Here is a 23,112-nt window from a genome sequence, read left to right as displayed (position 1 = left end):
CGGTCAATCACCTCCCTGGGTTAGGCATCGCACTGGGCATCGTCAAGATTCGGATCAATCCTGCCCCCGCCCATGCCCGCAGGTCGCCTGGCACAGCGCAGCCGCAGGATATAGGGGTCATCGGCCCGCAGTTCAGTGTAGTACTCTGTGCGCTGCCGCCCTGGGGTAATAAACCGCCGTGCAACGGGTCCTGCGGGTGCCAGTTGCAGAGCCACATCGTAGCCCCAGCGGCGTTGGGGAGCACCGTAGTACTGAATCCGCTCCCAAGTCTTGGCCGAGCAGTTAAAGGCCGTATTGACATTTTGGCAGCTAGGGTCGTTGGGAATTTCCCACTGGTCTTGGTCGAAGGGGGCCGTGGCTTGGGTCGAGAAGTTCAGTTGAATAAAGGAACCCTGAATCCGGAGGGTTCCCCAGGCCTCCAGGAACCGCGGGAAGTTGTGCATCCCCCCATAGGATTGGGTACGCCGCGAGGGCACGGTGCCACTCACGATCACGGCATTGACGCGGGTCTCTTGCGCTGTATTTCGGGCACGAGCGTCGTCAAAACTGTAATAAGCATTGTAGGGGTTGTTCGGGCTCGGGTCTGCTCCGTTGCCACCGGGATACTGGGTCAACCGTGTACCATTGCGATCCACCCGCTCACCAGTCGTATAGTTGATGGCCCAGGGGGTGCCATTGCGATCCACATAAATCGGTGAGCTGGGGTCAAAGGGGCTTTCCCGCAGCCAAACTGTATCGTTGGGGAGATCAGCGCTGGGGCGGTTGGCATTCAGGAAAGAGGTGCGCAGTTTGGCAATACCCGCGCAGGTAGGATAAATGCGATTACTGTTGTCGACCCGCGCATCCGCTCCTGTATTGTCGGGAAAATTAGTGGCCAGATTTTCTGGGGAGTTGTTCAAAGCTCGAACAGTATTATTGTAGGCTTCAGCAAAGTAGTCATTGGCAGACCCATTGCAGAAGTTACTGGAGAGAATCGTGACCGCATCCGCCAGAATTTCTGTGGGTCGCCACTTATCTTCCTTCGGACGCGCAAAGCGAGGATCTAGCTTGCTGCGATCGTAGAAGTTGCTCCAGTCATCTGCCAGTTTGTCTGTAAACTCCTCAATGAGGTTGCTAGTTGTGCCATCGCTACTGTGCAGGTTAAAGTCCCCCTGAATATAAACGGGGTTATCACTGATAAAGGACAAACCAGCAATATTTTTGTCGTCGGGAATCCCTTCGCGGTCAAGGCGTGCCCCATTCCAGAGGCGGAAGCCATTGGGGCGCCGCATGGGATCGGCAAAGAAGTCCACCGGCTTGGTCGAAATCCCGTTAGCAGCCAAGGGGGGATCGTGGGGACTGTTGGGATCTGTATTCATCCAGTTTTGACCACTGACCGCCGGACGGGCAATGCCATCCTCCCGCACGGCGTCTTCACGGAAGGCATAGACAATGCCCCCCATCGGCAGCCACGTATCCCCGCCAATGGTCTTGCGCCGCAACAGGTCTAGGTCAATATCCATTTCCCGCACCACCATCTCTTCACGGCCATTAAAGAGGGCGTTATCGAGGAAGGCAACATTGACGGCGTTGCCATTAAAGTCAATGATTTGATTCAGGCGGTTGGGAAAGCCGCTAGTGTTGCCAGTGGCAGTCTCAGTGGGGGTGAGGAAAGCGCTAGTGTTGGGTCGTGGTGTAGCCACAATCCTGTCTGGAGTCACACCATTAAAGATACGCTGCAGGGCAGGATATTTGATGACGGTATTGAATGTCCCCAGAGGACCAGGGGAACTGTTCTTCCGCCAAAGGACAACCACTTCGGAGCCTACAGCAATATTGGCACTGCCAGAACCACTGCGTTCTGTGCCACCAATGTAACGTACTCTGGCTGTGTTTGGTGGTAGTGGTAGTGTGCTTGTGCTCGGCACCACCTCAAAGACCCCTTCTACCCGACCAAGGACTCCAACCCCAGTAGGAGGACGGCGAATCTCGATAATATCTCCCACCTGGAGGGGTTGGCTTAGCCCTGTGTAGTTGATATCTACAGTAGTACTATTCACAATTGGATTATTTGGAAATCCAACGGCAACATTAATTTGACCTGTCTCAGTCAAAAGGGAAGCGGAGGCACCTGCTGGAATCTGTCTGTTCTGTGGCGCATTATATGAAGCACCCACGTTTTTCAGTTTTACGGTGAGTATTTTGCCTTGCTCATCTGTTGTAATGCGTGTCAACTGCATTAGTCCTGCGCCACTTACATAGACATACTTATCTCTATCTCGATTAGGATCCAGGTCAAAGTTATAGCTGGGGGCATCCTCAACCCTTAGATAAGGAGTGTCCCCACCGCGGCTAGGCATCAGGAAGTCCTGACCAAGCACAAAGCCCCGCTTCGAAAGCTGTGAAGGGTTTGATGATTGCTCGTCTAGGCAAAAAGCCTTCTTTAAATTGGGATAATTATCGGTAATGGAACATTGGTACCCACCGGGATTCAGGTCATGCACAACTTGCTCCCTGAGGGCAATTAGCCGCGCAAGGCGAGCATTAACGTCGGCACTAGTCTCTTGGAGCGGTCGCTGACCCCAGCTAGTGTCAGAGATCAGGGCAGTGATGTAGGCATTGGCATCCAGATAGCCCCCGCGATAGGAAAGGGGACGACTAGAAGGGAAACCATTGCGAATGACTGTGACAACCCCACTTGTTGTCCCTGGTGGGTATGGTGGTGGGCTTTGGTCTACTCGTTGTCCGTCTATCTGCACTTGAGGACCAGTAGTACTAGTACCACCAGTAGTCCTGAGAATGTTAATCTGGTTGTCCAGCGTCGTCCCAAGAGCCCCAGGCAGACTGAGTGTTTGCAGCTTATGCACGCTATAGGCGAGCATTCCTAGGGCGCAGCCAGCGGTGTGGATGGTGCTCTGATCCGCAAGGCTAAGGGCTCTGAGGTTCCAGCCTGCGTTCTCCCACGCTTCCATGGCACGCCTCAGATTGGAGAAGTTCCCCGCCTTGGTTGTGGTTGGGTCAGGGTGAACCGTGGTTCCCTGTGTTGGTGGGAAAGCGCCCTGGGGATCGCCGTATGCGTTCGCAAGATTTTGTAGGGCGTTCCGCATGTCTTGGCTGTTAAAGTCAGGCGGTTCAAACTCCCAGCCATTGGTGCCCCGCCCCGTAAAGAAATCAAAGAATTGGCCCAAGCCTGAAACGCCGTTGTACTGGTTGAACATGATGCTCCGCAGGGCGGTTTGCGGCGTCCCGTGGTGGTAGGTGGCGGCCAAGCAGGCCACAGGCTCATAGCCCCCTTCATTTTGCCCCGGATAGGGAGTGGTAAAGGGATCGGGAATGGAGGGGTCAATGGTTGTCCCCCGCGCTTTGTAGTGATAAACAACTGCTGCTTGCACAGCCGCAAGGTCGTCCCGCAGGGTGCGATGCTGATAGAATTCATTGCGGCGACTAGAATCGGCTGGGTTTCCTTCTGGTGGATCCAGGGGTTTACCCAGTTCCAAACGTTCCCCGACGATAATCCGCAAGCCTTCTTGGCGGGCTCGCCGCTCCCAATAGCCATCCAGTCCTAAGTCTTCCCGTTTGTTTGGGCTGCCCGGTGGAGCCACGTTGCGGGTCAGCAGGTCCCTAGCCCCTGGGACGGTGCCATCAATTGGGTCGCCCACTTTCTTACCAACAGGAATTTGCTTCCTTGGGTCAGAGGAGGGAATCGTGGTGTCATAAACCGGCTTTGGTCCGTAGCGATCATCAGCGCGGTAGGTGTCATCCACGTAGGGCTTGGGCTGGGTCTTATTGGCAAAGCGCCCCTGTTGCACATAAAACTGTAGAGGCCAGTTCTCATCCCGCACGCTCAAATTCGTCGGGTCACTGCCGCGAGCCTTGCTCCGATCCTCAGTTAAGATAGCCACTGGGTTCAGAGCAACCATAGCAGGCTCTATGCCATCTTTCACCGAGTCTCGTTTGTCGGTCAGTTTAACGTTTTGCGCCGGTGGATCGGCATCACCGGTGGTGTAAGGAGCACTCGGAGGTTCGCTGTAGGAGTGAATCTGTACATTTGGCGCATTGGTGTTGTTATCCCGCAGGCTCCCAGCTACAAACTGCCCTTGGAAGAGCGTTTGGCCCGTGTTGCTGTCCACCACCTCCGTTGCCGTGATTTCTGAGGCCGATCGCGTGTAAATGCAGGATTTTGGCGAGCTCACAAGGTAAGCAGTAAAACCATTGCCACTGGTCATGAAAATGCTGCCTTCTGTGTGCATCGCCCCATTCCAGCGAAAGTCTGGCCCCGGGAAAATCTCCAAGTCATTACGGAACCACGCCCCCCACTTATTGCCCCGCTCCATTTGCCGCTCTTGCACAAACTCAACCGTCGAGAGGGCTTGACCGCCGTTGCGGTTTTCATAAACAAAGGCATTGATCTGAAAGTTCTTCCGCAGAATGGCACTGGTCACCTCATCCCAGCCGACCTCCGTTTGTTGGCCGGCAAGATTGCCCACGTCCCCACACTGATTCCCCAGTTCCGTAATCCCCATGGGCCGACTGCGGGTAATGAGCTGCCTTGCTTTGTCGGCGTCACTCTGGTTAAGCTGCGTATCATTGGGCCGTTTCATCAAAATCGAGTAGGCCACAATGGAAGTTGGCGTGGGTTGAAAGGCCCAGGCATTATCTAGGTTGCCGTCCCCATCGAAGTCAATGCGTTGCTCATCCGCCAAGGTGTAAGGATCAGGATCGCGCGCCGCACTCCCTTGGTTCCCAATAATTTGGTTAATCACATCTTCCCCTGGTACGCCATTGGGCCGCAAAGGGTCTTGCGTAAAGAAATACTCCAACTTGGCCCGCGCCCGGTCAATGGCCGGTGCCGTCGCATTCATCACTTGAATTTCTTGACGTTGACCACTCACCTCAGCAGTGCGGTTCAGCGTGCGGATCATCAAAGCCGCCACCGTCAGCGTCACCACCACCAAGACAATCACCACCGTTGGCAGCACAAACCCTGCTCGCCCCCAGCGCAACCGTCCCTGTCGCCGTTGTTGCAGTCCTAGGGGTGCCAGCCGCCGCCGCACCCACCGCTGTAACTGGAAAAACAGATGACGGATAGACCGCATCAGTTTGCGATACTGTCGCTTCGAAAGTCCAAGGGAGCGATAATGCTCTTTCATAGCCGCACCTAATCAACGCACCAGAAAGCCAACCTGCCATCCGCAAGCCACACCTTAGGGTATCCACACCCCACAGGCTCCATAAACTTAGTATGGTTTTCCCTTAATAAAAAATTTCATCTCGCAGCAACATTCCCGAAAAATTTCCCAACCCCTGCAGATGATTGCCACTAGTTCAGCAATAGCAACACTTCTTAATTAAGCTTAATTAAGCAATAGCAATACCACTTAAACTTTTAACCTCTATGCCACCACCGTCACCCGACCAAGACCCCTTCCCCCCTGACCCGCAGCACCACTCAAGCAAAGCGCCCTAGCCATGCTGCCACTTCCTCCAGCTCCCTGAAGTCAAGCAACGCTTCCGCCAAAGCCTCAATCTGTGAAACAGAGAGCCGCCAGATTCGCTCCTCCAGCTCACTAGGCACACTCCCAAATCGCCGCCTTAACTGCCGCAAAATCACAAGTGCTTCTCCCTGCTGTAATCCCTGCTGTAATCCTTGTTGCAGTCCCTGCTCCAGTCCTTGTTGCAGTCCCTGTTGCAATCCCTGTTGTCTTCCTTGCTGTAATCCCTGCTGTAATCCTTGTTGCAATCCCTGTTGCAATCCTTCGTGTAATCCTTCCTCCCGTGCCTCCGCATACACCTCCCGATAAAATCGTGTCCGCTTCAGTTCCTCAGTGGTAAACCCCAGCATCCGCAACACCTCCTCCCGACTCAGCTCCGTGAACTTGTACAGCACAATCGTCGTGATTAACTCTATTATGACTTCTGGCCTTGGCACCGCCTCTGTGTGAGTGCGCTCAGCCAGTAACCTTGCCACTGTGGGCATCTCTGCTTCGGATAACACCGTAAGCTGCATCAGGGCCAGGCTCAATGGCAAGTTGTCCGGTGACCCCAACTCATTCAGATACACTCGCCGCAGGCGGGGACTATGGACCAACAGGTCATAGGGAGCAAAAGACTCTTGCTCCGTTTGCCGATTCGGATAAATCACCACCGCTTGCCAATCTGCAAAGGTGGAGCGATACAGGCGCAGATAGAGAAAAATCTCCGCAAAGAAGCGTTCATAGAAGGTGTTATCCCGCTGAAACTGCACCTCACAGAAATAAACCGTGCCTGCAGGGTCAGGGGGCACAAAGACGCCATCGATGCGAAAGGCGGTTTGCTTCAGCTCAACTGAGTCAAAACGATACCCCTCAGGGGTGTCTATGCCCAAGAGGGCAAAGAGTTGATAAAAGAGAGAGTCGCGGCGCATGGGTGAGTTAGGAAGTCTGCTCTAGCCATGCTGCCACTTCCTCCAGCTCCCTGAAGTCAAGCAGCGCCTCCGCCAAAGCCTCAATCTGTGAAACAGAGAGCCGCCAGATTTGCTCCTCCAGCTCACTAGGCACACTCCCAAATCGCCGCCTTAACTGGCGCAAAATCACAAGTGCTTCTCCCTGCTGTAATCCCTGCTCCAGTCCTTGTTGCAGTCCCTGTTGCAATCCTTCGTGTAATCCTTCCTCCCGTGCCTCCGCATACACCTCCCGATAAAACCGTGTCCGCTTCAGTTCCTCAGTGGTAAACCCCAGCATCCGCAACACCTCCTCCCGACTCAGCTCCGTGAACTTATACAGCACAATCGTCGTGATTAACTCTATTATGACTTCTGGCCTTGGCACCGCCTCTGTGTGAGTGCGCTCAGCCAGTAACCTCGCCACTCTCGGCATCTCTGCTGCGGATAACGCCGTAAGCTGCATTAGGGCCAGGCTCAATGGCAACCTCTCTGGCGACCCCAACTCATTCAGATACACTCGCCGCAGGCGGGGACTATGGACCAACAGATCATAGGGAGCAAAAGACTCTTGCTCCGTTTGCCGATTCGGATAAATCACCACCGCTTGCCAATCTGCAAAGGTGGAGCGATACAGGCGTAGATACAGAAAAATCTCCGCAAAGAAGCGTTCATAGAAGGTGTTATCCCGCTGAAACTGCACCTCACAGAAATAAACCGTGCCTGCAGGGTCAGGGGGGACAAAGACGCCATCGATGCGGAAGGCGGTTTGCTTCAGCTCAACTGAGTCAAAGCGATACCCCTCAGGGGTGTCTATGCCCAAGAGGTCAAAGAGGGTCTGGGGTAGCTGGGCAAAGAGTTGATAAAAGAGAGAGTCGCGGCGCATGGGTTAGTTAAGAAGTCTGCTCTAGCCATGCTGCCACTTCCCCCAGCTCCCTGAAGTCAAGCAGCGCCTCCGCCAAAGCTTCAATCTGTGAAACAGAGAGCCGCCGAATCCGCTCCTCCAGCTCGCTAGGCACACTCCCAAATCGCCGCCTCAGCAGGCGCAAAATCACAAGTGCTTCTCCCTGCTGTAATCCCTGCTGCAAGCCTTCCTGAAGTCCTTCTTGTCTTCCCGCCAGTCGCCCCTCTTGTAACCCTTCCTCCCGTGCCTCCGCATACACCTCCCGATAAAATCGTGTCCGCTTCAGTTCCTCAGTGGTAAACCCCAGCATCCGCAACACCTCCTCCCGACTCAGCTCCGTGAACTTGTACAGCACAATCGTCGTGATTAACTCTATTATGACTTCTGGCCTTGGCACCGCCTCTGTTTGAGTGCGCTCAGCCAGTAACCTCGCCACTCTCGGCATCTCTGCTGCGGATAATGCCGTAAGCTGCATCAGGGCCAGGCTCAATGGCAAGCTCTCTGGTGACCCCAACTCATTCAGATACACTCGCCGCAGGCGGGGACTATGGACCAACAGGTCATAGGGAGCAAAAGACTCTTGCTCCGTTTGCCGATTCGGATAAATCACCACCGCTTGCCAATCTGCAAAGGTGGAGCGATACAGGCGCAGATAGAGAAAAATCTCCGCAAAGAAGCGTTCATAGAAGGTGTTATCCCGCTGAAACTGCACCTCACAGAAATAAACCGTGCCTGCAGGGTCAGGGGGCACAAAGACGCCATCGATGCGAAAGGCGGTTTGCTTCAGCTCAACTGAGTCAAAACGATACCCCTCAGGGGTGTCTATGCCCAAGAGGTCAAAGAGGGTCTGGGGTAGCTGAGCAAAGAGTTGATAGAAGAGGGAGTCGCGGCGCATGGGTGAGTTAGGAAGTCTGCTCTAGCCATGCTGCTACTTCCCCCAGCTCCCTGAAGTCAAGCAGCGCCTCCGCCAAAGCCTCAATCTGAGGAGCAGAGAGCTGCTGAATCCGCTCCTCCAGCTCACTAGGCACACTCCCAAATCGCCGCCTCAGCAGGCGCAAAATCACAAGTGCTTCTCCCTGCTGTAATCCCTGCTGTAATCCCTGCTGTAATCCCTGCTCCAGTCCTTGTTGCAGTCCCTGTTGTAATCCCTGCTCCAGTCCTTCTTGTAATCCTTCCTCCCGTGCCTCCGCATACACCTCCCGATAAAATCGTGTCCGCTTCAGTTCCTCAGTGGTAAACCCCAGCATCCGCAACACCTCCTCCCGACTCAGCTCCGTGAACTTGTACAGCACAATCGTCGTAATTAACTCTATTATGACTTCTGGCCTTGGCACCGCCTCTGTGTGAGTGCGCTCAGCTAGTAACCTCGCCACTGTGGGCATCTCTGCTGCGGATAACGCCGTAAGCTGCATCAGGGCCAGGCTCAATGGCAAGCTCTCTGGTGACCCCAACTCATTCAGATACACTCGCCGCAGGCGGGGACTATGGACCAACAGGTCATAGGGGGCAAAAGACTCTTGCTCCGTTTGCCGATTCGGATAAATCACCACCGCTTGCCAATCTGCAAAGGTGGAGCGATACAGGCGCAGATAGAGAAAAATCTCCGCAAAGAAGCGTTCATAGAAAGTGTTATCCCGCTGAAACTGCACCTCACAGAAATAAACCGTGCCTGCAGGGTCAGGGGGCACAAAGACGCCATCGATGCGAAAGGCGGTTTGCTTCAGCTCAACTGAGTCAAAACGATACCCCTCAGGGGTGTCTATGCCCAAGAGGTCAAAGAGGGTCTGGGGTAGTTGGGCAAAGAGTTGATAAAAGAGAGAGTCGCGGCGCATGGGTGAGTTAGGAGGTCTGCTCTAGCCATGCTGCCACTTCCTCCAGCTCCCTGAAGTCAAGCAGCGCTTCCGCCAAAGCCTCAATCTGAGGAGCAGAGAGCTGCTGAATCCGCTCCTCCAGCTCACTAGGCACACTCCCAAATCGCCGCCTCAGCAGGCGCAAAATCACAAGTGCTTCTCCCTGCTGTAATCCCTGCTCCAGTCCTTCTTGTAATCCTTCCTCCCGTGCCTCCGCATACACCTCCCGATAAAACCGTGTCCGCTTCAATTCCTCAGTGGTAAACCCCAGCATCCGCAACACCTCCTCCCGACTCAGCTCCGTGAACTTGTACAGCACAATCGTCGTGATTAACTCTATTATGACTTCTGGCCTTGGCACCGCCTCTGTGTGAGTGCGCTCAGCCAATAACCTCGCCACTCTCGGCATCTCTGCTGCGGATAACACCGTGAGCGGCATCAGGGCCAGGCTCAATGGCAACTTTAGGTTGCTGTGACAACTGTTTGCCAAGAGACTCCCGCCTTCATCGCACTCAGTACGCCAATAGCCTCAGCATAGGATTGGCAAGGAATTGTTTCTATCCCCAAATCGGCACCTGTAACATTGAGGGTTGTGGTATTGTTAGCTACCGTTATGATGGGGATACCTTGATGAGCAAAAGCCAGGATTCCCCGTCCACCAAGTGCAGTGGCGGGTACAATCACTGCATCTACGTCCTGTCGCCACAGGGCTTGCGGGGCACTGAAGCTATAGCGGGGAGCACGACTCAACCCCACCAGCACGGAGGGTAAAAAGGTATAGCCAATTTCTTCGGCAAGGGCACGGGGATGTACACTCTCCTCTAGGGGTAATGGTTGCAGGGCTGGGGCATGGGCTGCTGGGATTTGAAAGTGCTGGACAACCAAATGACTAATGACTGCTTCTGCCCCTGCCAGGGGATCGACGCCTTGGCCACTACGGTAGTGGTGCAATGCTTCTGTACCTGGATCATCAGGAAAGCGAGTCACGATCGCGATCGCCTCCGCCTGAGCCCCTTGAATCAGTTTTTCTGCCGACCGCAATAAACTGGCGGGGTTCGCCACAGTGCCCCATGTTGTGCCGGAGGCAGCGGTTTGTAACTGTACCCCCAACGGTTCATCGGTAATCACCGGTTCAGTAATGGTTAAACCCAAGGTAGCAGAACAGGCCGCCGCTGCTTGACGATGGCGAAGTTGGAGATCCGCTTCCATCGCGGCATCTAGCAACAGACCAACACGATTCGGGCGGGGTGGCAGCAATCCCCAATGGCCAACGGCAAACTCATCAAGGGCATAGCCCTCGACATACCAAACATTGGGCAGTGGCCAATAGAGCATCGCCCCATTCAGAACGTTGGGGTGAGTAATCAGGCGATCGCACACCTGGGCCAAGGCACGAACAACGGGAATCGCATCCCCTGCATACCCGCCAATGGCAGCCCCAATGCCCGTTGGAATGATCAGAACTGCCGTCAGCACGTTAGCGAATGGCCTGGGCTGGGAGGGGAGCCGGCTGGACAGCCACGATCACCGTCTGGCCACGACGGCGCACTTCCAGTTCCATTGTGCGACCAATGCCTGTGCTTTCCACGATTTGCTGCACTTGATCTGCTTTAGTGATGGTTTGGCCATTGATACGACGGATCACATCTCCAGGTTGCAGACCCGCACGGGCAGCGGGAGAGTTGGGTAGCACTTCAAAAATCAACACACCCGAACTTTCCTCCACGCGCACAGGACTATTGGGGTTGGTGTTGAGGCGTTGCTGCACCTCAGGGGTAAGATTGGTCATGCGAATACCCAAGAAGGGGTGATCTACGCGACCATTGGCAATCAGTTGATTGGCAATTCGCTGGGCTGTGTTGATGGGAATGGCAAATCCCAAGCCCTGGGCACCGCCAATGATCGCAGTATTCATGCCAATCACCTCTCCCCGCTGGTTCAACAGGGGGCCGCCAGAGTTACCGGGGTTAATAGCTGCATCGGTTTGAATAAAGCCCACTCGTTTATCAGGCACACCAATATCGCCGCTCGAGCGTCCGGTTGCACTGATAATGCCTGCGGTCACCGTATTATCGAGACCCAACGGATTACCGATGGCGATCGCCCACTCCCCAGGGCGCAAATGATCAGAATTACCCAGACGCACCACCGGTAAATTGCTCGCATTCACCTTGACCACCGCCACATCAGTCAGACGGTCTTGACCAAGCACCTGACCCTCAAAGGTGCGGCCATCTTTGAGGGTTACTCGCACCCGGTTAGCACCATCTACCACGTGGGCATTTGTCAGGATCAGGCCATCGCTACTAATGATAAAACCAGACCCTAGACCCCGTTCTTCACGGCTGCGGGGGGGCATCATTGGCCCAAAAAATTCCTGAAAGAAAGGGTCATTAAAAATAGCTGGCACACGGGTCTGCACCGTACGGGAAGCATCAATCCGCACCACGGCAGGCCCCACCTGTTCAACAGCACGGGCAATAAAGTTAGTGTCATTTCCCGCTGGCAGCGGTGCCGGTAACTGTGCCAAGCTGGGGGTCACCAAGGGCGTTGACGCTGGCATCAAGTGGGTGACAAACATTGCAGCGGCTGCCCCCAATGCCATGAACGAGAGGTAGGTGACCGATTTACCAAGACGCACTGTCATAGGTTTGCCCTTTTGCTGACACTGGCTCTTGAAGATAGACGGCAATTGAGGGAAGCAAGTTCCAGCTCCTAGCCTACCACTTCAGGAGGTTAAATTTCTCCATATCAACAGTGTCGCGGTTGCGATAGATGGCCAAAATAATCGCTAAACCCACGGCGGCTTCAGCGGCTGCCACAGTAATCACAAATACTGCAAAGACTTGCCCCTTGATTTGCTGGCCATCCAGATAGTTGGCAAAACCAATCAGGTTGAGGTTAACCGCATTCAGAAGCAACTCAATGGACATGAGGACACGCACGGCATTGCGACTGGTAACCAAACCATAGATGCCAATACAAAACAGCAGTGCTGCCAAGATCAAAACATAGGTTAACTGCATCGTCTTTCCCTATTTTTCAGACAAAGCGACAGGTTCACGGGGACGTTCCGGTAACTCCAAGGGGGGAACCACCTCTTCCCCTAGGATGGGTTCCGGTTCCAGGACCAGTTCGCGGCGTGCAAGAACCACTGCCCCAATCAAAGCCATCAGCAGTAAGACCGAGGCCAACTCAAAGGGCAAGAGGAAATCGCTGAAAAAGTGCTGGCCAATGGTGGTGATGCTGTCAGGCGTGGGGGGCACGGAGCTGAGTTGCCAAGGGGTTTGCAAAATCATTTTTGTCAGCAAGGCAAAGACCCCAAGGGAGACCACTGCGGCACCCCCTTGCCGTAGCCAACGCCCTGGCACTGGGGTATAGGTCTCGCGCTTATTGACGAGCATGATGGCAAACAGGATGAGAACGTTTACGGCACCAACATAGATGAGAATTTGCGCCGCTGAGACAAAATCAGCATTCATAAGGATATACAGCCCAGCGATGCTCAGGAACACTCCCCCCAGCAAAAAGGCAGAATAGACAACATTGTCTAGAAGCACAACGCCAAGAGCAGCAATGATGACTGCAGCAGCAAGGGCAAAGAAGGTAATCGTTTGGGTCAGGGTGGCTAAGTCCACAACAACAACTCCTAGTTCTCAGAGGATTTAGCAGTGTTGGCGATCGCCTCGGGACGCTCTCCCGCCCGTTGGGCACCCGCAGGCAAATCATGGCCAGACATCACCCCAGCTGGCAGGTAGGCAAACTCACGGATTGGAGTCACCATTGGGTCTTGGGTGACTTTGTAGGGAATGCGTCCCATTGCAACACTGTCGTAATTCAGCTCATGGCGATCGTAGGTGGCCAGTTCGTATTCTTCTGTTACCGAAAGGCAATTGGTGGGACAGTATTCGACACAGTTGGCACAGAAGATGCACACGCCGAAATCAATGCTGTAGTGCTTCAGTTCTTTCTTCTTGAGCTCTTTATTGAAGACCCAATCCACCACAGGCAGGTTAATGGGGCAAACGCGCACACACACTTCACAGGCAATGCACTTGTCAAACTCAAAGTGAATCCGTCCCCGGAACCGTTCTGAAGGGATGAGCTTTTCGTAGGGATACTGCACTGTTATCGGCCGCCGCCGCATGTGATCGAAGGTCACGGAGAGGCCTTGACCAATATACTTAGCAGACTGCACTGCCTCCTTGGCATAGTTGGTAATCTGATTGAGGAATTTCATGGTGTCACCTCGTAGAAATCGGGAGTTTCTTAACCGCCAAAGGCTACGGGAAAAGCGAGCTTTAAGCCAGCGGTCAGCAGCAAATTCACTAGACCCACTGGTAATAGGAATTTCCAGCCAAGGTCTAGGAGTTGGTCAATACGCACACGGGGCACCGTCCAGCGCAGCAGAATCGCCAAAAAGACGAAGAAGTAGGCCTTAATCAGGGTCATTGTGATGCCCAGCACTGCAAAGGCAATCTGCAAAAAGGGATTGGTTTCACTCACCCCGAGGAGATTGGCAATGGTTTCTAGGGGAATGGGGAAGCTCCAACCGCCGAAGTAGAGAACACTGACCAAGAGTGCTGAAAGCACAAGGTTAACGTAGGCACCCAGGTAAAAGAGGGCAAATTTCATGCCAGCGTACTCCGTTTGGTAGCCAGCCACGAGTTCTTCCTCGGCTTCCGGCAGGTCAAAGGGGAGGCGCTCACACTCTGCCAGAGCGGCAATCCAAAAGACCAAAAAGCCGATGGGCTGCCGCCAGACATTCCAACTGAGGATGCCGTATTGCGACTGCTGCTCAACAATTTCCACCGTGCCCAAGCCATTGGACATCATGGCCACTGCCAACACTGCCAAGGCAAGGGGAATTTCATAGCTAATGGATTGGGCCGCTGCCCGCAGTCCCCCCAGCAGGGAGTATTTGTTGTTGGAGGCATAGCCCGCCATCAGCAGGCCAATGGGTGCAATACTTGACAGGGCAATCCAGAGGAAGACCCCCATTGCCAAGTTCGAGATCAGTAGGTTTTGGCCAAAGGGGACAATGATGTAAGACAAAAAGACGGGAATCACGACCACTGCTGGACCAAGGGTAAACAGCCAGCGATCGCTATTTGCGGGGAGAACATCTTCCTTAAAGATCAGTTTTAGGCCGTCGGCCAAGGGTGCCAAAATTCCCAATGGGCCAATGTATTCAGGACCAATCCGCTGTTGCACAGCAGCAGAAATTTTCCGTTCTAGCCAAACGGCCACCAGGACGCCCACCGTAGCCACAATTAGCATCATTAACATTGGCAGGGGTAGCCATAGTAGCTTGGCCAGATCATGGGAGAGGCCAAGGGATTGCAACGCACTAATAAACTGCCCCTGTAAGTCAATACCAGATTCCATAGCGATTCGATCGCGCCCCACCTACAGACACGCTCTACAGTATAAGGGTTTTATTTCCGTTGGGAAGATAGATCTGGGGCAAATTTTTATCACCACAGGTATTATAGATATTTATAGTTTATATCTTGTCTCTTTGGCTCTTAGATGTCAGTAGGATAAAGCGAGAGGGCCAATTTTTAAGGAGCACAGGGTGGCGATCGCGATCCAAAATGCAGTGATTTGTACCCCAGAGGGAGAACTGCGACAGCAACAGGTGCGCCTTGAGGGCGATCGCATTGCAGAAGTGGCAGAGACTGTCACTGTGAACCCCAGCGATACCGTGATTGATGCAACAGGCTTAACCCTACTGCCGGGGGTGATTGATCCGCAGGTGCATTTTCGCGAACCGGGCTTAGAGCACAAAGAGGATTTATTCACCGCCAGTTGTGCCTGTGCCAAGGGGGGGGTCACCAGCTTTTTGGAGATGCCCAATACCCGTCCCCTGACCATTGATCAGGCTAGCCTAGAGAACAAACTGGCTCGTGCTGCTGCCAAATGTGTCGTTAATTATGGTTTTTTTATTGGCGCCACCAAGGATAACCTGGCCGTTCTCAACACCGTCCACCCCGTCTGTGGCATCAAGATTTTCATGGGGTCAATGCACGGACCCCTCTTGGTGGATGAGGAGCCAATTTTAGACCGTATCTTTAGTGAGGGCAAGCGCCTCATTGCTGTCCATGCCGAAGATCAGGGTCGCATCCGTGCCCGCCGCGAACAATTTGCGGGCATTACCGATGTGGCCATACACTCGCAAATTCAAGATGAGATTGCTGCCCTCAACGCCACCCAGTTAGCAGTGACCCTCTCCCGTAAATACGAACGCCGCCTGCACATTCTCCATCTTTCCACAGGGATTGAAGTGGACTTTCTGCGCGAGCACAAGCGTCCTTGGATCACAGTAGAAGTCACCCCCCAACACCTGCTACTAACCACAGAGGCTTACGCCAAAATCGGTTCCCTTGCGCAAATGAACCCACCCCTGCGCACAGCAGTAGATAATAAAAAGCTCTGGCAAGGACTATTGGATGGGGTGATTGACTTTATTGCCACCGATCATGCCCCCCACACCCTAGAGGAAAAGGCGCAGCCCTATCCCCAAAGCCCCTCTGGTATGCCGGGGGTAGAAACCTCCTTGCCGCTGATGCTGACCCAAGCGATGGCAGGCCGCTGTACTGTGCCCCAAGTGGTGCGTTGGATGTCCACTGCGGTTGCTGCCGCCTATGAAATTCCCAACAAAGGGAAAATTGCCCCCGGTTACGATGCGGATCTGGTGCTGGTGGATTTGCACACCTATCGCCCAGTGCGCCGTGAGGAACTTCTCACCAAGTGTGGCTGGAGTCCCTTTGAGGGCTGGTCATTGACGGGGTGGCCAGTTTACACCTTTGTCAATGGTGAGGTTGTGTTTAGCCAAGGGCGGGTGAATACCAGTGTGCGTGGACGTGCTCTCAAGTTTGGCTTGGGCTAGGGGAATTGGCCAAATACCGGTTAAATCTACAAAAACTTCCTCTGATTCGGCGGTTGCCAATGATACGGATAATCCGCGTGGGACATTCCCTCAAACAACTAACCTCAATAACAACGCTAGACTGTTGCGGTTTCTGTTGTCAGCGAATGGTATCACTGAGGAGTCAATCACGGGTGCCAGAAATTGACAGGGTAGGGGGCAGCCCTTGTCAATCGTTGTACAAAGAGGATTTCCACTGAATACTGCTGCTGGCCAGCATCAATGGCGGTAATGCAATCTCCCTAGCCCTATTGATCCCTAGGAGCATGGATCAGCCCTTCAATGATGTTCATGATGTTTTGTAGGGTGTTCTCTAGGGGTTGGGCCTGCTGTCCTTGGGGGCTAGCGCCGGCGGGTACAGGTCACTGCCAGGGGGAGCGATCGCGCACTAGAAGCGGACCAGAATCAGACATTGCTGGCCTCTGATAAACTCATGCTAATCTAAGGCAAAGACAGAACGTCACTCATAATTTTTTAGATAACACAATGCGTATTCTGGTTACAGGCGGCGCTGGGTTTATTGGTTCCCATCTAGTGGATCGGCTGATGGAAGCGGGTCATGAGGTCATTTGCCTAGACAACTACTTCACTGGTACAAAGCGCAACATTTTGCGCTGGATAGGTCATCCTAACTTTGAACTCATCCGCCATGATGTCACCGATCCAATTCGCCTTGAGGTGGATCAAATTTATCACTTGGCCTGCCCCGCCTCGCCGGTTCACTACCAGTACAACCCCGTCAAAACCATTAAAACCAATGTTATGGGTACCCTTCACATGCTGGGGTTGGCCAAACGCGTGAAGGCACGATTTCTCCTGGCCTCAACTTCGGAAGTCTATGGTGACCCGTTGGTGCATCCCCAACCTGAGTCCTACTGGGGGAATGTCAACCCCATTGGTATCCGTTCCTGCTATGACGAAGGCAAGCGAGTGGCAGAAACGCTGACCTTTGACTACCACCGCCAAAACAATGTGGAGGTTCGCGTGGCCCGGATTTTTAACACCTATGGCCCGAAAATGCAGGTCAACGATGGCCGCGTAGTCAGCAACTTTATTGTCCAAGCGTTGCAGGGCATTCCCCTCACGGTTTATGGGGACGGCTCCCAAACCCGTAGCTTTTGCTATGTCAGCGATTTGGTGGAAGGGTTGATTCAGCTGATGAATAGCGATCACATTGGCCCTGTGAACCTTGGCAACCCCGATGAATACACGGTGCTAGAGCTAGCCCAAAAAATCCAGGCCCTGATTAATCCAGGGGTAGAAATCCAGTTTAAGCCCCTACCCAGTGACGATCCCCAGCGCCGTCGTCCCGACATTACCCTCGCTCGCACGGTGTTGGGCTGGCAACCAACCATTTCCCTCCTCGAGGGGTTGCAGCGGACGATTCCTGACTTTGCTGAGCGGCTGGGCATACCCTATACGCCTATGATGGTGGAAGTTTAGGGAGGCCACGGGGAATGCGGGTCTGTGTAATTGGCACCGGCTATGTGGGTTTGGTGACGGGAGTGTGCCTGGCACATATTGGCCATGAAGTCATTTGCATTGACAACAATATTGATAAAGTCAAGCTGCTGCAACAGGGGGAATCCCCCATTTATGAACCGGGTCTAACGGAGTTACTCCGGGGTTGCATTGCCAGTGGTCACATTCGCTTCAGTAGCGATCTGGGCACTGGGGTTGAGTTTGGTGAAGTGCTCTTTATTGCTGTCGGTACGCCTGCACTGCCCAATGGTGAAACCGATACCCGCTATGTGGAAGCCGTTGCCCGCGGCATTGGCGCCCATTTGCATCTGGGATACAAAGTCATTGTCAATAAATCCACAGTGCCCATTGGCTCAGGGGACTGGGTACGGATGATTATTCTCGATGGTGTGGTTGAGCGAGAGCCCGATTTGGCCGATGCCCTCAAAGGAGGGGGGACCCATCCGCCCCTAGATTTTGATGTGGTCAGCAACCCTGAATTTCTGCGGGAAGGTTCAGCGGTCTATGACACGTTTAACCCCGATCGCATTGTCTTGGGCAGCAGTAGCCGCAGAGCGATTCAAATCATGCAGGAACTCTATGGGCCGATTATTGAGCGCAAATATGCGGCTGATCCCACCTTGCCTCCCGTACCGGTTTTGGTGACGGATCTGAGTTCGGCGGAAATGATCAAGTACGCGGCCAATGCCTTTTTGGCGACTAAAATCAGCTTTATTAATGAAATTGCCAATATTTGCGATCGCGTGGGTGCGGATGTGGTGCAAGTGGCCAAGGGAATGGGTTTAGATTCCCGTATTGGCGAGAAATTTCTGCAAGCGGGCTTAGGCTGGGGGGGGTCCTGTTTTCCCAAGGATGTTTCGGCCCTCATCCACACGGCGGCAGACTACGGCTACGATGCCCAGTTGCTTAAAGCAGCGGTTCAAGTGAACCAGCGGCAACGCTTTATTGTCATTGAAAAACTGCAACAGGTGCTGAAGATCCTCAAGGGTAAAACCATTGGCCTTTTGGGGTTGACGTTTAAGCCCAACACCGATGATTTGCGGGATGCCCCTGCCCTGAATCTGATTGAGGAACTGCATCGCTTGGGTGCCAAGGTCAAAGCCTATGACCCCCTTGTGTCCCAGTCGGGCCTGCGATCGGGGCTCTCCCATGTGATTGTGGAAACAGATCTGCTGCACCTTGCTGATGGCTGCGATGCTCTGGTGCTGGTGACCGACTGGCCACAATTCCAAGAGGTGGATTATGGGGAATTGGCCAAGGTGATGCACCAACCGGTGATCATTGATGGCCGCAATTTTTTAGATCGCAAGGGGCTAGAGTCACTGGGCTTTCGCTATGTGGGGATGGGCCACTAGGTATGGAACCCCTCAGCCTGATTTATGAGCAGGCCTACTGGCAACAGGGCTATTCTCGCGTCGTCGGTGTGGATGAAGTGGGGCGGGGTTGCTTGGCAGGGCCAGTGGTGGCGGCAGCCGTGATTTTGCCTGTGGACTGTGTCCCCCTTCCAGAGGTGCGGGATTCTAAGCAGTTGACTGCCCGCCAGCGATCGCGCCTCTTTGCGCAGATTTATCACCAAGCGATCGCCATTGGCATTGGCAGTGCCAGTGTGGCGGAAATTGATCAGGTGAATATCCTGCAAGCCACCTATCGAGCGATGGCCCGTGCCCTAGGGCGGGTTGCCCCCTGGGACCATGCCCTGATTGACGGCAAACTAACAAAAACAGCGCCCTTTGAAAGGGTAACGGCCATTATCGGGGGCGATCGCCACAGCTATAGTATTGCCTGTGCCTCGATTATTGCCAAAGTACGGCGCGATCGCTTCATGGCACGCTTAGCTCGTCGTTATCCCCAGTATGGCTGGGAACGCAATGTGGGCTACGGCACCCCCGAACACCGCCAAGCCCTTGACCAGTATGGCCTTACCCCTTGGCATCGGCGATCGTTCCTGAAATCCTTGCTTCCTTCCGAGGCACACTTGTGTAATGCCATCCCAGCAGAGTAGGCTGAAGAATGGCAAAGTACGACGTTATTTTGAGGATTCCATGCGGGTTTCCCTTCGCTGGCTACGGGAACTGGTGGCCGTTGATCTCGATGTAACGATGTTGGCCGATCGCCTGACGATGGCGGGGTTTGAAGTCGAAGACATTGAAGATCGGCGCACATGGGCTGAAGGGGTTGTGGTGGGGTATATTCTGGCCTGTGAACCCCATCCCAATGCCCAAAAATTACGGGTCTGCCAAGTCGATGTGGGTCAAGGGGAACCCCGTACCATTGTCTGTGGGGCACCCAATGCCGCCGCCGGCTTGTATGTCCCCGTGGCCCTACCGGGGGCCTATCTGGCAAAGATTGATCTGAAAATTCGACCAGCCAAACTGCGGGGGGTAAAGTCCGAAGGCATGATCTGCTCCCTTGCTGAATTGGGGCTAACCAAAGAGTCTGAGGGCATTCATACATTCACTGATGCAGTCACCGTAGGCGAAGATGTACGTCCCCTGTTGGGCTTGGATGATGTGATTTTGCACCTCACCTCCACCGCCAACCGCGCCGATGCCCTGAGTATGGTGGGGATTGCCCGTGAAGTGGCGGCATTAACCGGTGCCCCCTTGACGCTGCCAACCCCAAGGGCGATCGCCCCCAAAAAGTCCGGCGCTAAAGGGCCTGTACAACTGGCGATCGCTGACCCTCAGGCCTGTCCTGCCTACTGTGGCACACTGATCACCCATGTCCAGATTGCCCCTTCACCCCTGTGGCTGCAGCAACGGTTAGAGGCTGCGGGTTTGCGAGCCATTAACAACGTGGTGGACATTACTAACTACATCCTGCTGAAGTGGGGGCAACCCCTCCATGCCTTTGATTGGGATCGGTTGCAAAAAGTTGCTGCCCAAACGCCGGTTAGCGTTGGTGTGCGCTTTGCCAAGGCGGGAGAAACGTTGAAAACCTTGGATGGTCAGGAGCGCCGCCTGAGTTCGGAGAATCTGCTGATTACCGCCGGCGATGTGCCCGTTGCCCTAGCAGGGGTGATGGGGGGCGAAGAGACCGAGGTGCACCCAGGGACTCAGAACGTCTTTCTTGAGGCGGCCCTCTTTGCCAGTCCAGTGATCCGGCGATCGGCTCGTGCCCAGGGATTGCGCACGGAAGCTTCAGCGCGCTATGAACGGGGGGTTAACCCAGCAGAACTCGAGGCAGCCACCGCTGAGGCGATCGCCCTCCTAAAAGAAATTGCCCAAGGAACAGTCAGCGATACCACGCTGGCGGATCAGCGTCCGCCCCTCGAACGTACCCTCACCCTGCGGCTGGAACAGGTGCATCGGCTTTTAGGGGCCGTGGTGTCTGAGGCAGAGGACAGCGATGAACCCGCCTATTTGGACCCAGAGACCGTTGAAGAGCTACTCAGCCGCCTTGGCTTTCACCTCAGCCGTCAAGAAACCCTTGAGGACGAGTTAGTGGTGTGGTCGGTAACGGTACCCCCCTACCGCTTCCGTGATATTGAGCGGGAGGTAGATCTCATTGAGGAGATTGCGCGACTCTACGGCTACGATCGCTTTGAGGAAACCTTGCCAGCCCAGACGGAGGTGGGGGCATTGCCCCTAGAACTCACCCTACTGCGGGAGGTACGGGCAGCCTTTCGTGGGGCAGGCCTGACGGAATTAATGCACTATTCCTGGGTCAAGGGGGGGCAGCCGAATCAAGTCACGGTTGTGAATCCTCTAGTCGCTGAGTTTTCTTCACTGCGGACAGATCTCATTACGGGTCTCGTGCAGGCCTTCCGCTACAACCACGAACAGGGGAATCCGCCCCTCAATGGTTTTGAAATTGGCCGTGTCTTTGGTCAAGATGAGGAGGGTCTTTGGGAAAACGATCGCCTGGGGGGCATCATCGGGGGTGATCCATGGCAGGGTAAATGGGTGCGCCGCTCGCAACAGCCTCAGCCCCTGACATGGTACGAAGCCAAGGGGATTCTTGAGAGCGTTTTTCAGCGCTTTGGTTTAAATGTGGAATATCAGAGCGATCGCCACGATGAACGGTTACATCCGGGGCGCACAGCGGTTCTCTGTTTACAGGGAGAGCGCCTCGGTATCTTTGGCCAGTTACATCCCCAGTATGCGGCCACTCTCGAGATTCCCGCGGCAATCTATGTCTTTGAACTGGATCTGGAGGTGCTCTTAAGTCGCCTGGAGGAGCGCTATCGCCAGATCGTCTTTCAGCCCTTTTCAACCTATCCCGCCAGCGATCGCGACCTTGCCTTCTTTGCACCCACGGCACTCACGGTAGCGGAACTCAGTCGCACCATTTGGAAAGCAGCGGGGGGGCGTGACTCTTTCCTAGAGAGTGTCGAACTCTTTGATGAGTACAGTGGCAGCGGTGTCCCCGCAGGGCAGCGCAGTTTGGCCTTTCGCCTCACGTACCGCGCCAGCGATCGCACCCTCACCGAAGCCGAGGTGAATGAACTCCATCAGCGCATCCGCGATAGTCTTGTGGAAAAATACGCCGTTACCCTTCGTAGTTAAGAGCTACCCCATGAGTACTTTGACGACCGACTGGCAGCACCTTGCCAATTTGGCCCTTGCCGATGAGTGCCTCAGCCGCGATCAGGCGCGAGCGGTGCTCCAAGCCCCCGATACAGAACTCCTGAATCAACTGGCGGCAGCCTATCGGGTCCGCTACCACTACTGGGGCAATCGGGTACGGCTGCACTATCTCCTGAATGCCCAAAGTGGTCTGTGTCCGGAAGACTGTCACTACTGCTCCCAGTCCAAAATTTCGACGGCTGAGATTGAAAAGTATCCCCTCCTCTCCCAGGAAAAAATCCTTGCTGCTGCTGATCGCGCTGCCCACCTCAAGGCCGGTACATTTTGCATGGTGATTTCCGGGCGATCGCCCAGTGAAAAGGTCTTTGAGCAAGTGCTCGCCGCTATTCGAGCGGTCAAGGAACGCTATCCCCTGAAAATTTGTGCCTGCTTGGGCTTACTCACCCCTGAGCAAACGGCACGGCTGGCGGCAGCGGGTGTAGATCGCGTCAATCACAACCTGAATACCTCGGAAAACTTCTACAGTGAAATTTGTACCACCCACACCTTTAGGGATCGCGACCAGACCTTAGCCAATATCCAAGCCGCTGGAATTACAACCTGCTCTGGGGGCATCTTAGGCATGGGGGAATCCGATGACGATGTGATTGATCTTGCCCTCTTCCTGCGGCAGCGTCAGGTCACCAGTGTACCAGTGAACTTTTTGATTCCCATTCCGGGGACGCCCCTTGGCGAACAGCACACCCTCAATCCGCGCCACTGTTTACGCATTCTCGTGCTGTTTCGTTTCCTCTTGCCGCGCCAAGAGATCCGCATTGCCGGTGGCCGCGAAGTGCACCTGCGATCGCTCCAACCCCTTGGCCTCTACGCCGCCAACTCTATGTTTATTGGCGACTATCTGACCACCCCCGGGCAAGCTCCCCACCAAGATTGGCAAATGATTGCCGATGCCGGCTTTGTGCTTGAAGACCCCGAAGGGCGGGCGATCGCCCCGTGAAGCGCCACTCCTTGCACCCCCA

General features: G+C 54.4%; 18 protein-coding genes. 6 read left to right on the top strand and 12 right to left on the bottom strand.

What is annotated here, in order from left to right:
• Nucleotides 1-20: 20 nt before the first annotated feature.
• The 12 genes from hpsA to nuoH all read right to left on the bottom strand — a co-directional run bounded on the left by hpsA (nt 21) and on the right by nuoH (nt 14,539).
• Nucleotides 21-5,129 carry a hormogonium polysaccharide biosynthesis protein HpsA gene (hpsA, locus tag TLL_RS03460; protein WP_011056525.1) on the bottom strand — a complete coding sequence of 1,703 codons (5,109 nt, stop codon included), beginning with the start codon at nt 5,127-5,129 and terminating at the stop codon, nt 21-23.
• A gap of 299 nt (nt 5,130-5,428) precedes the next feature.
• On the bottom strand, nt 5,429-6,382 hold the full coding sequence (locus TLL_RS03455) for an Rpn family recombination-promoting nuclease/putative transposase (RefSeq protein WP_011056524.1): 954 nt from the start codon (nt 6,380-6,382) through the stop codon (nt 5,429-5,431).
• Nucleotides 6,383-6,389: 7 nt separating this feature from the next.
• Nucleotides 6,390-7,283: an Rpn family recombination-promoting nuclease/putative transposase gene (locus tag TLL_RS03450; protein WP_011056523.1), complete on the bottom strand. Its 894-nt coding sequence runs from the start codon at nt 7,281-7,283 to the stop codon at nt 6,390-6,392.
• Nucleotides 7,284-7,290: 7 nt separating this feature from the next.
• Nucleotides 7,291-8,196, bottom strand: coding sequence for an Rpn family recombination-promoting nuclease/putative transposase (locus TLL_RS03445; protein WP_011056522.1), 906 nt, complete (start codon nt 8,194-8,196; stop codon nt 7,291-7,293).
• Between the two features lie 7 nt (nt 8,197-8,203).
• On the bottom strand, nt 8,204-9,133 hold the full coding sequence (locus TLL_RS03440) for an Rpn family recombination-promoting nuclease/putative transposase (RefSeq protein WP_011056521.1): 930 nt from the start codon (nt 9,131-9,133) through the stop codon (nt 8,204-8,206).
• A gap of 7 nt (nt 9,134-9,140) precedes the next feature.
• Complete coding sequence (locus TLL_RS03435; RefSeq protein ID WP_011056520.1) at nt 9,141-9,590, bottom strand: DUF4351 domain-containing protein; 450 nt, start codon at nt 9,588-9,590, stop codon at nt 9,141-9,143.
• Nucleotides 9,591-9,613: 23 nt separating this feature from the next.
• Nucleotides 9,614-10,627, bottom strand: coding sequence for a DUF3326 domain-containing protein (locus TLL_RS03430; RefSeq protein ID WP_011056519.1), 1,014 nt, complete (start codon nt 10,625-10,627; stop codon nt 9,614-9,616).
• A gap of 1 nt (nt 10,628) precedes the next feature.
• Nucleotides 10,629-11,798, bottom strand: a complete 1,170-nt coding sequence (locus TLL_RS03425) for an HhoA/HhoB/HtrA family serine endopeptidase (protein ID WP_011056518.1) — start codon at nt 11,796-11,798, stop codon at nt 10,629-10,631.
• Between the two features lie 73 nt (nt 11,799-11,871).
• Complete coding sequence (gene nuoK / locus TLL_RS03420) at nt 11,872-12,177, bottom strand: NADH-quinone oxidoreductase subunit NuoK (RefSeq protein WP_011056517.1); 306 nt, start codon at nt 12,175-12,177, stop codon at nt 11,872-11,874.
• 9 nt (nt 12,178-12,186) lie between these two features.
• Nucleotides 12,187-12,789: an NADH-quinone oxidoreductase subunit J gene (locus TLL_RS03415; protein ID WP_011056516.1), complete on the bottom strand. Its 603-nt coding sequence runs from the start codon at nt 12,787-12,789 to the stop codon at nt 12,187-12,189.
• A gap of 11 nt (nt 12,790-12,800) precedes the next feature.
• Complete coding sequence (gene ndhI, locus TLL_RS03410) at nt 12,801-13,391, bottom strand: NAD(P)H-quinone oxidoreductase subunit I (protein WP_011056515.1); 591 nt, start codon at nt 13,389-13,391, stop codon at nt 12,801-12,803.
• A gap of 29 nt (nt 13,392-13,420) precedes the next feature.
• On the bottom strand, nt 13,421-14,539 hold the full coding sequence (gene nuoH / locus TLL_RS03405; RefSeq protein WP_126985484.1) for an NADH-quinone oxidoreductase subunit NuoH: 1,119 nt from the start codon (nt 14,537-14,539) through the stop codon (nt 13,421-13,423).
• Between the two features lie 190 nt (nt 14,540-14,729).
• Between nuoH and TLL_RS03400 the strand changes: the two genes are divergently transcribed.
• The 6 genes from TLL_RS03400 to bioB all read left to right on the top strand — a co-directional run bounded on the left by TLL_RS03400 (nt 14,730) and on the right by bioB (nt 23,090).
• The gene (locus TLL_RS03400; protein ID WP_011056513.1) at nt 14,730-16,043 is read left to right on the top strand and encodes a dihydroorotase; all 1,314 of its coding nucleotides are present in this window, start codon (nt 14,730-14,732) and stop codon (nt 16,041-16,043) included.
• 525 nt (nt 16,044-16,568) lie between these two features.
• Complete coding sequence (locus TLL_RS03395; RefSeq protein WP_011056512.1) at nt 16,569-17,525, top strand: UDP-glucuronic acid decarboxylase family protein; 957 nt, start codon at nt 16,569-16,571, stop codon at nt 17,523-17,525.
• A gap of 14 nt (nt 17,526-17,539) precedes the next feature.
• Nucleotides 17,540-18,919 (top strand): UDP-glucose dehydrogenase family protein, encoded by a 1,380-nt coding sequence (locus tag TLL_RS03390; RefSeq protein WP_011056511.1) that lies wholly within the window; start codon nt 17,540-17,542, stop codon nt 18,917-18,919.
• 2 nt (nt 18,920-18,921) lie between these two features.
• Entirely contained in the window at nt 18,922-19,566 is a 645-nt protein-coding gene (locus TLL_RS03385) for a ribonuclease HII (RefSeq protein WP_011056510.1), read from the top strand.
• Between the two features lie 40 nt (nt 19,567-19,606).
• The gene (pheT, locus tag TLL_RS03380; protein ID WP_164920733.1) at nt 19,607-22,072 is read left to right on the top strand and encodes a phenylalanine--tRNA ligase subunit beta; all 2,466 of its coding nucleotides are present in this window, start codon (nt 19,607-19,609) and stop codon (nt 22,070-22,072) included.
• Nucleotides 22,073-22,082: 10 nt separating this feature from the next.
• Nucleotides 22,083-23,090 (top strand): biotin synthase BioB, encoded by a 1,008-nt coding sequence (bioB, locus tag TLL_RS03375; protein ID WP_164920732.1) that lies wholly within the window; start codon nt 22,083-22,085, stop codon nt 23,088-23,090.
• The last annotated feature ends 22 nt before the right edge of the window (nt 23,091-23,112 follow it).

The organism is Thermosynechococcus vestitus BP-1 (assembly GCF_000011345.1).
Classification (GTDB): Bacteria; Cyanobacteriota; Cyanobacteriia; order Thermosynechococcales; family Thermosynechococcaceae; genus Thermosynechococcus; species Thermosynechococcus vestitus.
This window is presented reverse-complemented; position numbering and strand designations above follow the sequence as displayed.

Bases quoted from the DNA above. Each gene is read 5' to 3' on its own strand.
- hpsA (WP_011056525.1), bottom strand. From the start codon at position 5,129: ATGAAAGAGCATTATCGCTCCCTTGGACTTTCGAAGCGACAGTATCGC.
- TLL_RS03455 (WP_011056524.1), bottom strand. From the start codon at position 6,382: ATGCGCCGCGACTCTCTCTTTTATCAACTCTTTGCCCTCTTGGGCATA.
- TLL_RS03450 (WP_011056523.1), bottom strand. From the start codon at position 7,283: ATGCGCCGCGACTCTCTCTTTTATCAACTCTTTGCCCAGCTACCCCAG.
- TLL_RS03445 (WP_011056522.1), bottom strand. From the start codon at position 8,196: ATGCGCCGCGACTCCCTCTTCTATCAACTCTTTGCTCAGCTACCCCAG.
- TLL_RS03440 (WP_011056521.1), bottom strand. From the start codon at position 9,133: ATGCGCCGCGACTCTCTCTTTTATCAACTCTTTGCCCAACTACCCCAG.
- TLL_RS03435 (WP_011056520.1), bottom strand. From the start codon at position 9,590: ATGCCGCTCACGGTGTTATCCGCAGCAGAGATGCCGAGAGTGGCGAGG.
- TLL_RS03425 (WP_011056518.1), bottom strand. From the start codon at position 11,798: ATGACAGTGCGTCTTGGTAAATCGGTCACCTACCTCTCGTTCATGGCA.
- nuoK (WP_011056517.1), bottom strand. From the start codon at position 12,177: ATGCAGTTAACCTATGTTTTGATCTTGGCAGCACTGCTGTTTTGTATT.
- ndhI (WP_011056515.1), bottom strand. From the start codon at position 13,391: ATGAAATTCCTCAATCAGATTACCAACTATGCCAAGGAGGCAGTGCAG.
- nuoH (WP_126985484.1), bottom strand. From the start codon at position 14,539: ATGGAATCTGGTATTGACTTACAGGGGCAGTTTATTAGTGCGTTGCAA.
- TLL_RS03395 (WP_011056512.1), top strand. From the start codon at position 16,569: ATGCGTATTCTGGTTACAGGCGGCGCTGGGTTTATTGGTTCCCATCTA.
- TLL_RS03390 (WP_011056511.1), top strand. From the start codon at position 17,540: ATGCGGGTCTGTGTAATTGGCACCGGCTATGTGGGTTTGGTGACGGGA.
- TLL_RS03385 (WP_011056510.1), top strand. From the start codon at position 18,922: ATGGAACCCCTCAGCCTGATTTATGAGCAGGCCTACTGGCAACAGGGC.
- pheT (WP_164920733.1), top strand. From the start codon at position 19,607: ATGCGGGTTTCCCTTCGCTGGCTACGGGAACTGGTGGCCGTTGATCTC.
- bioB (WP_164920732.1), top strand. From the start codon at position 22,083: ATGAGTACTTTGACGACCGACTGGCAGCACCTTGCCAATTTGGCCCTT.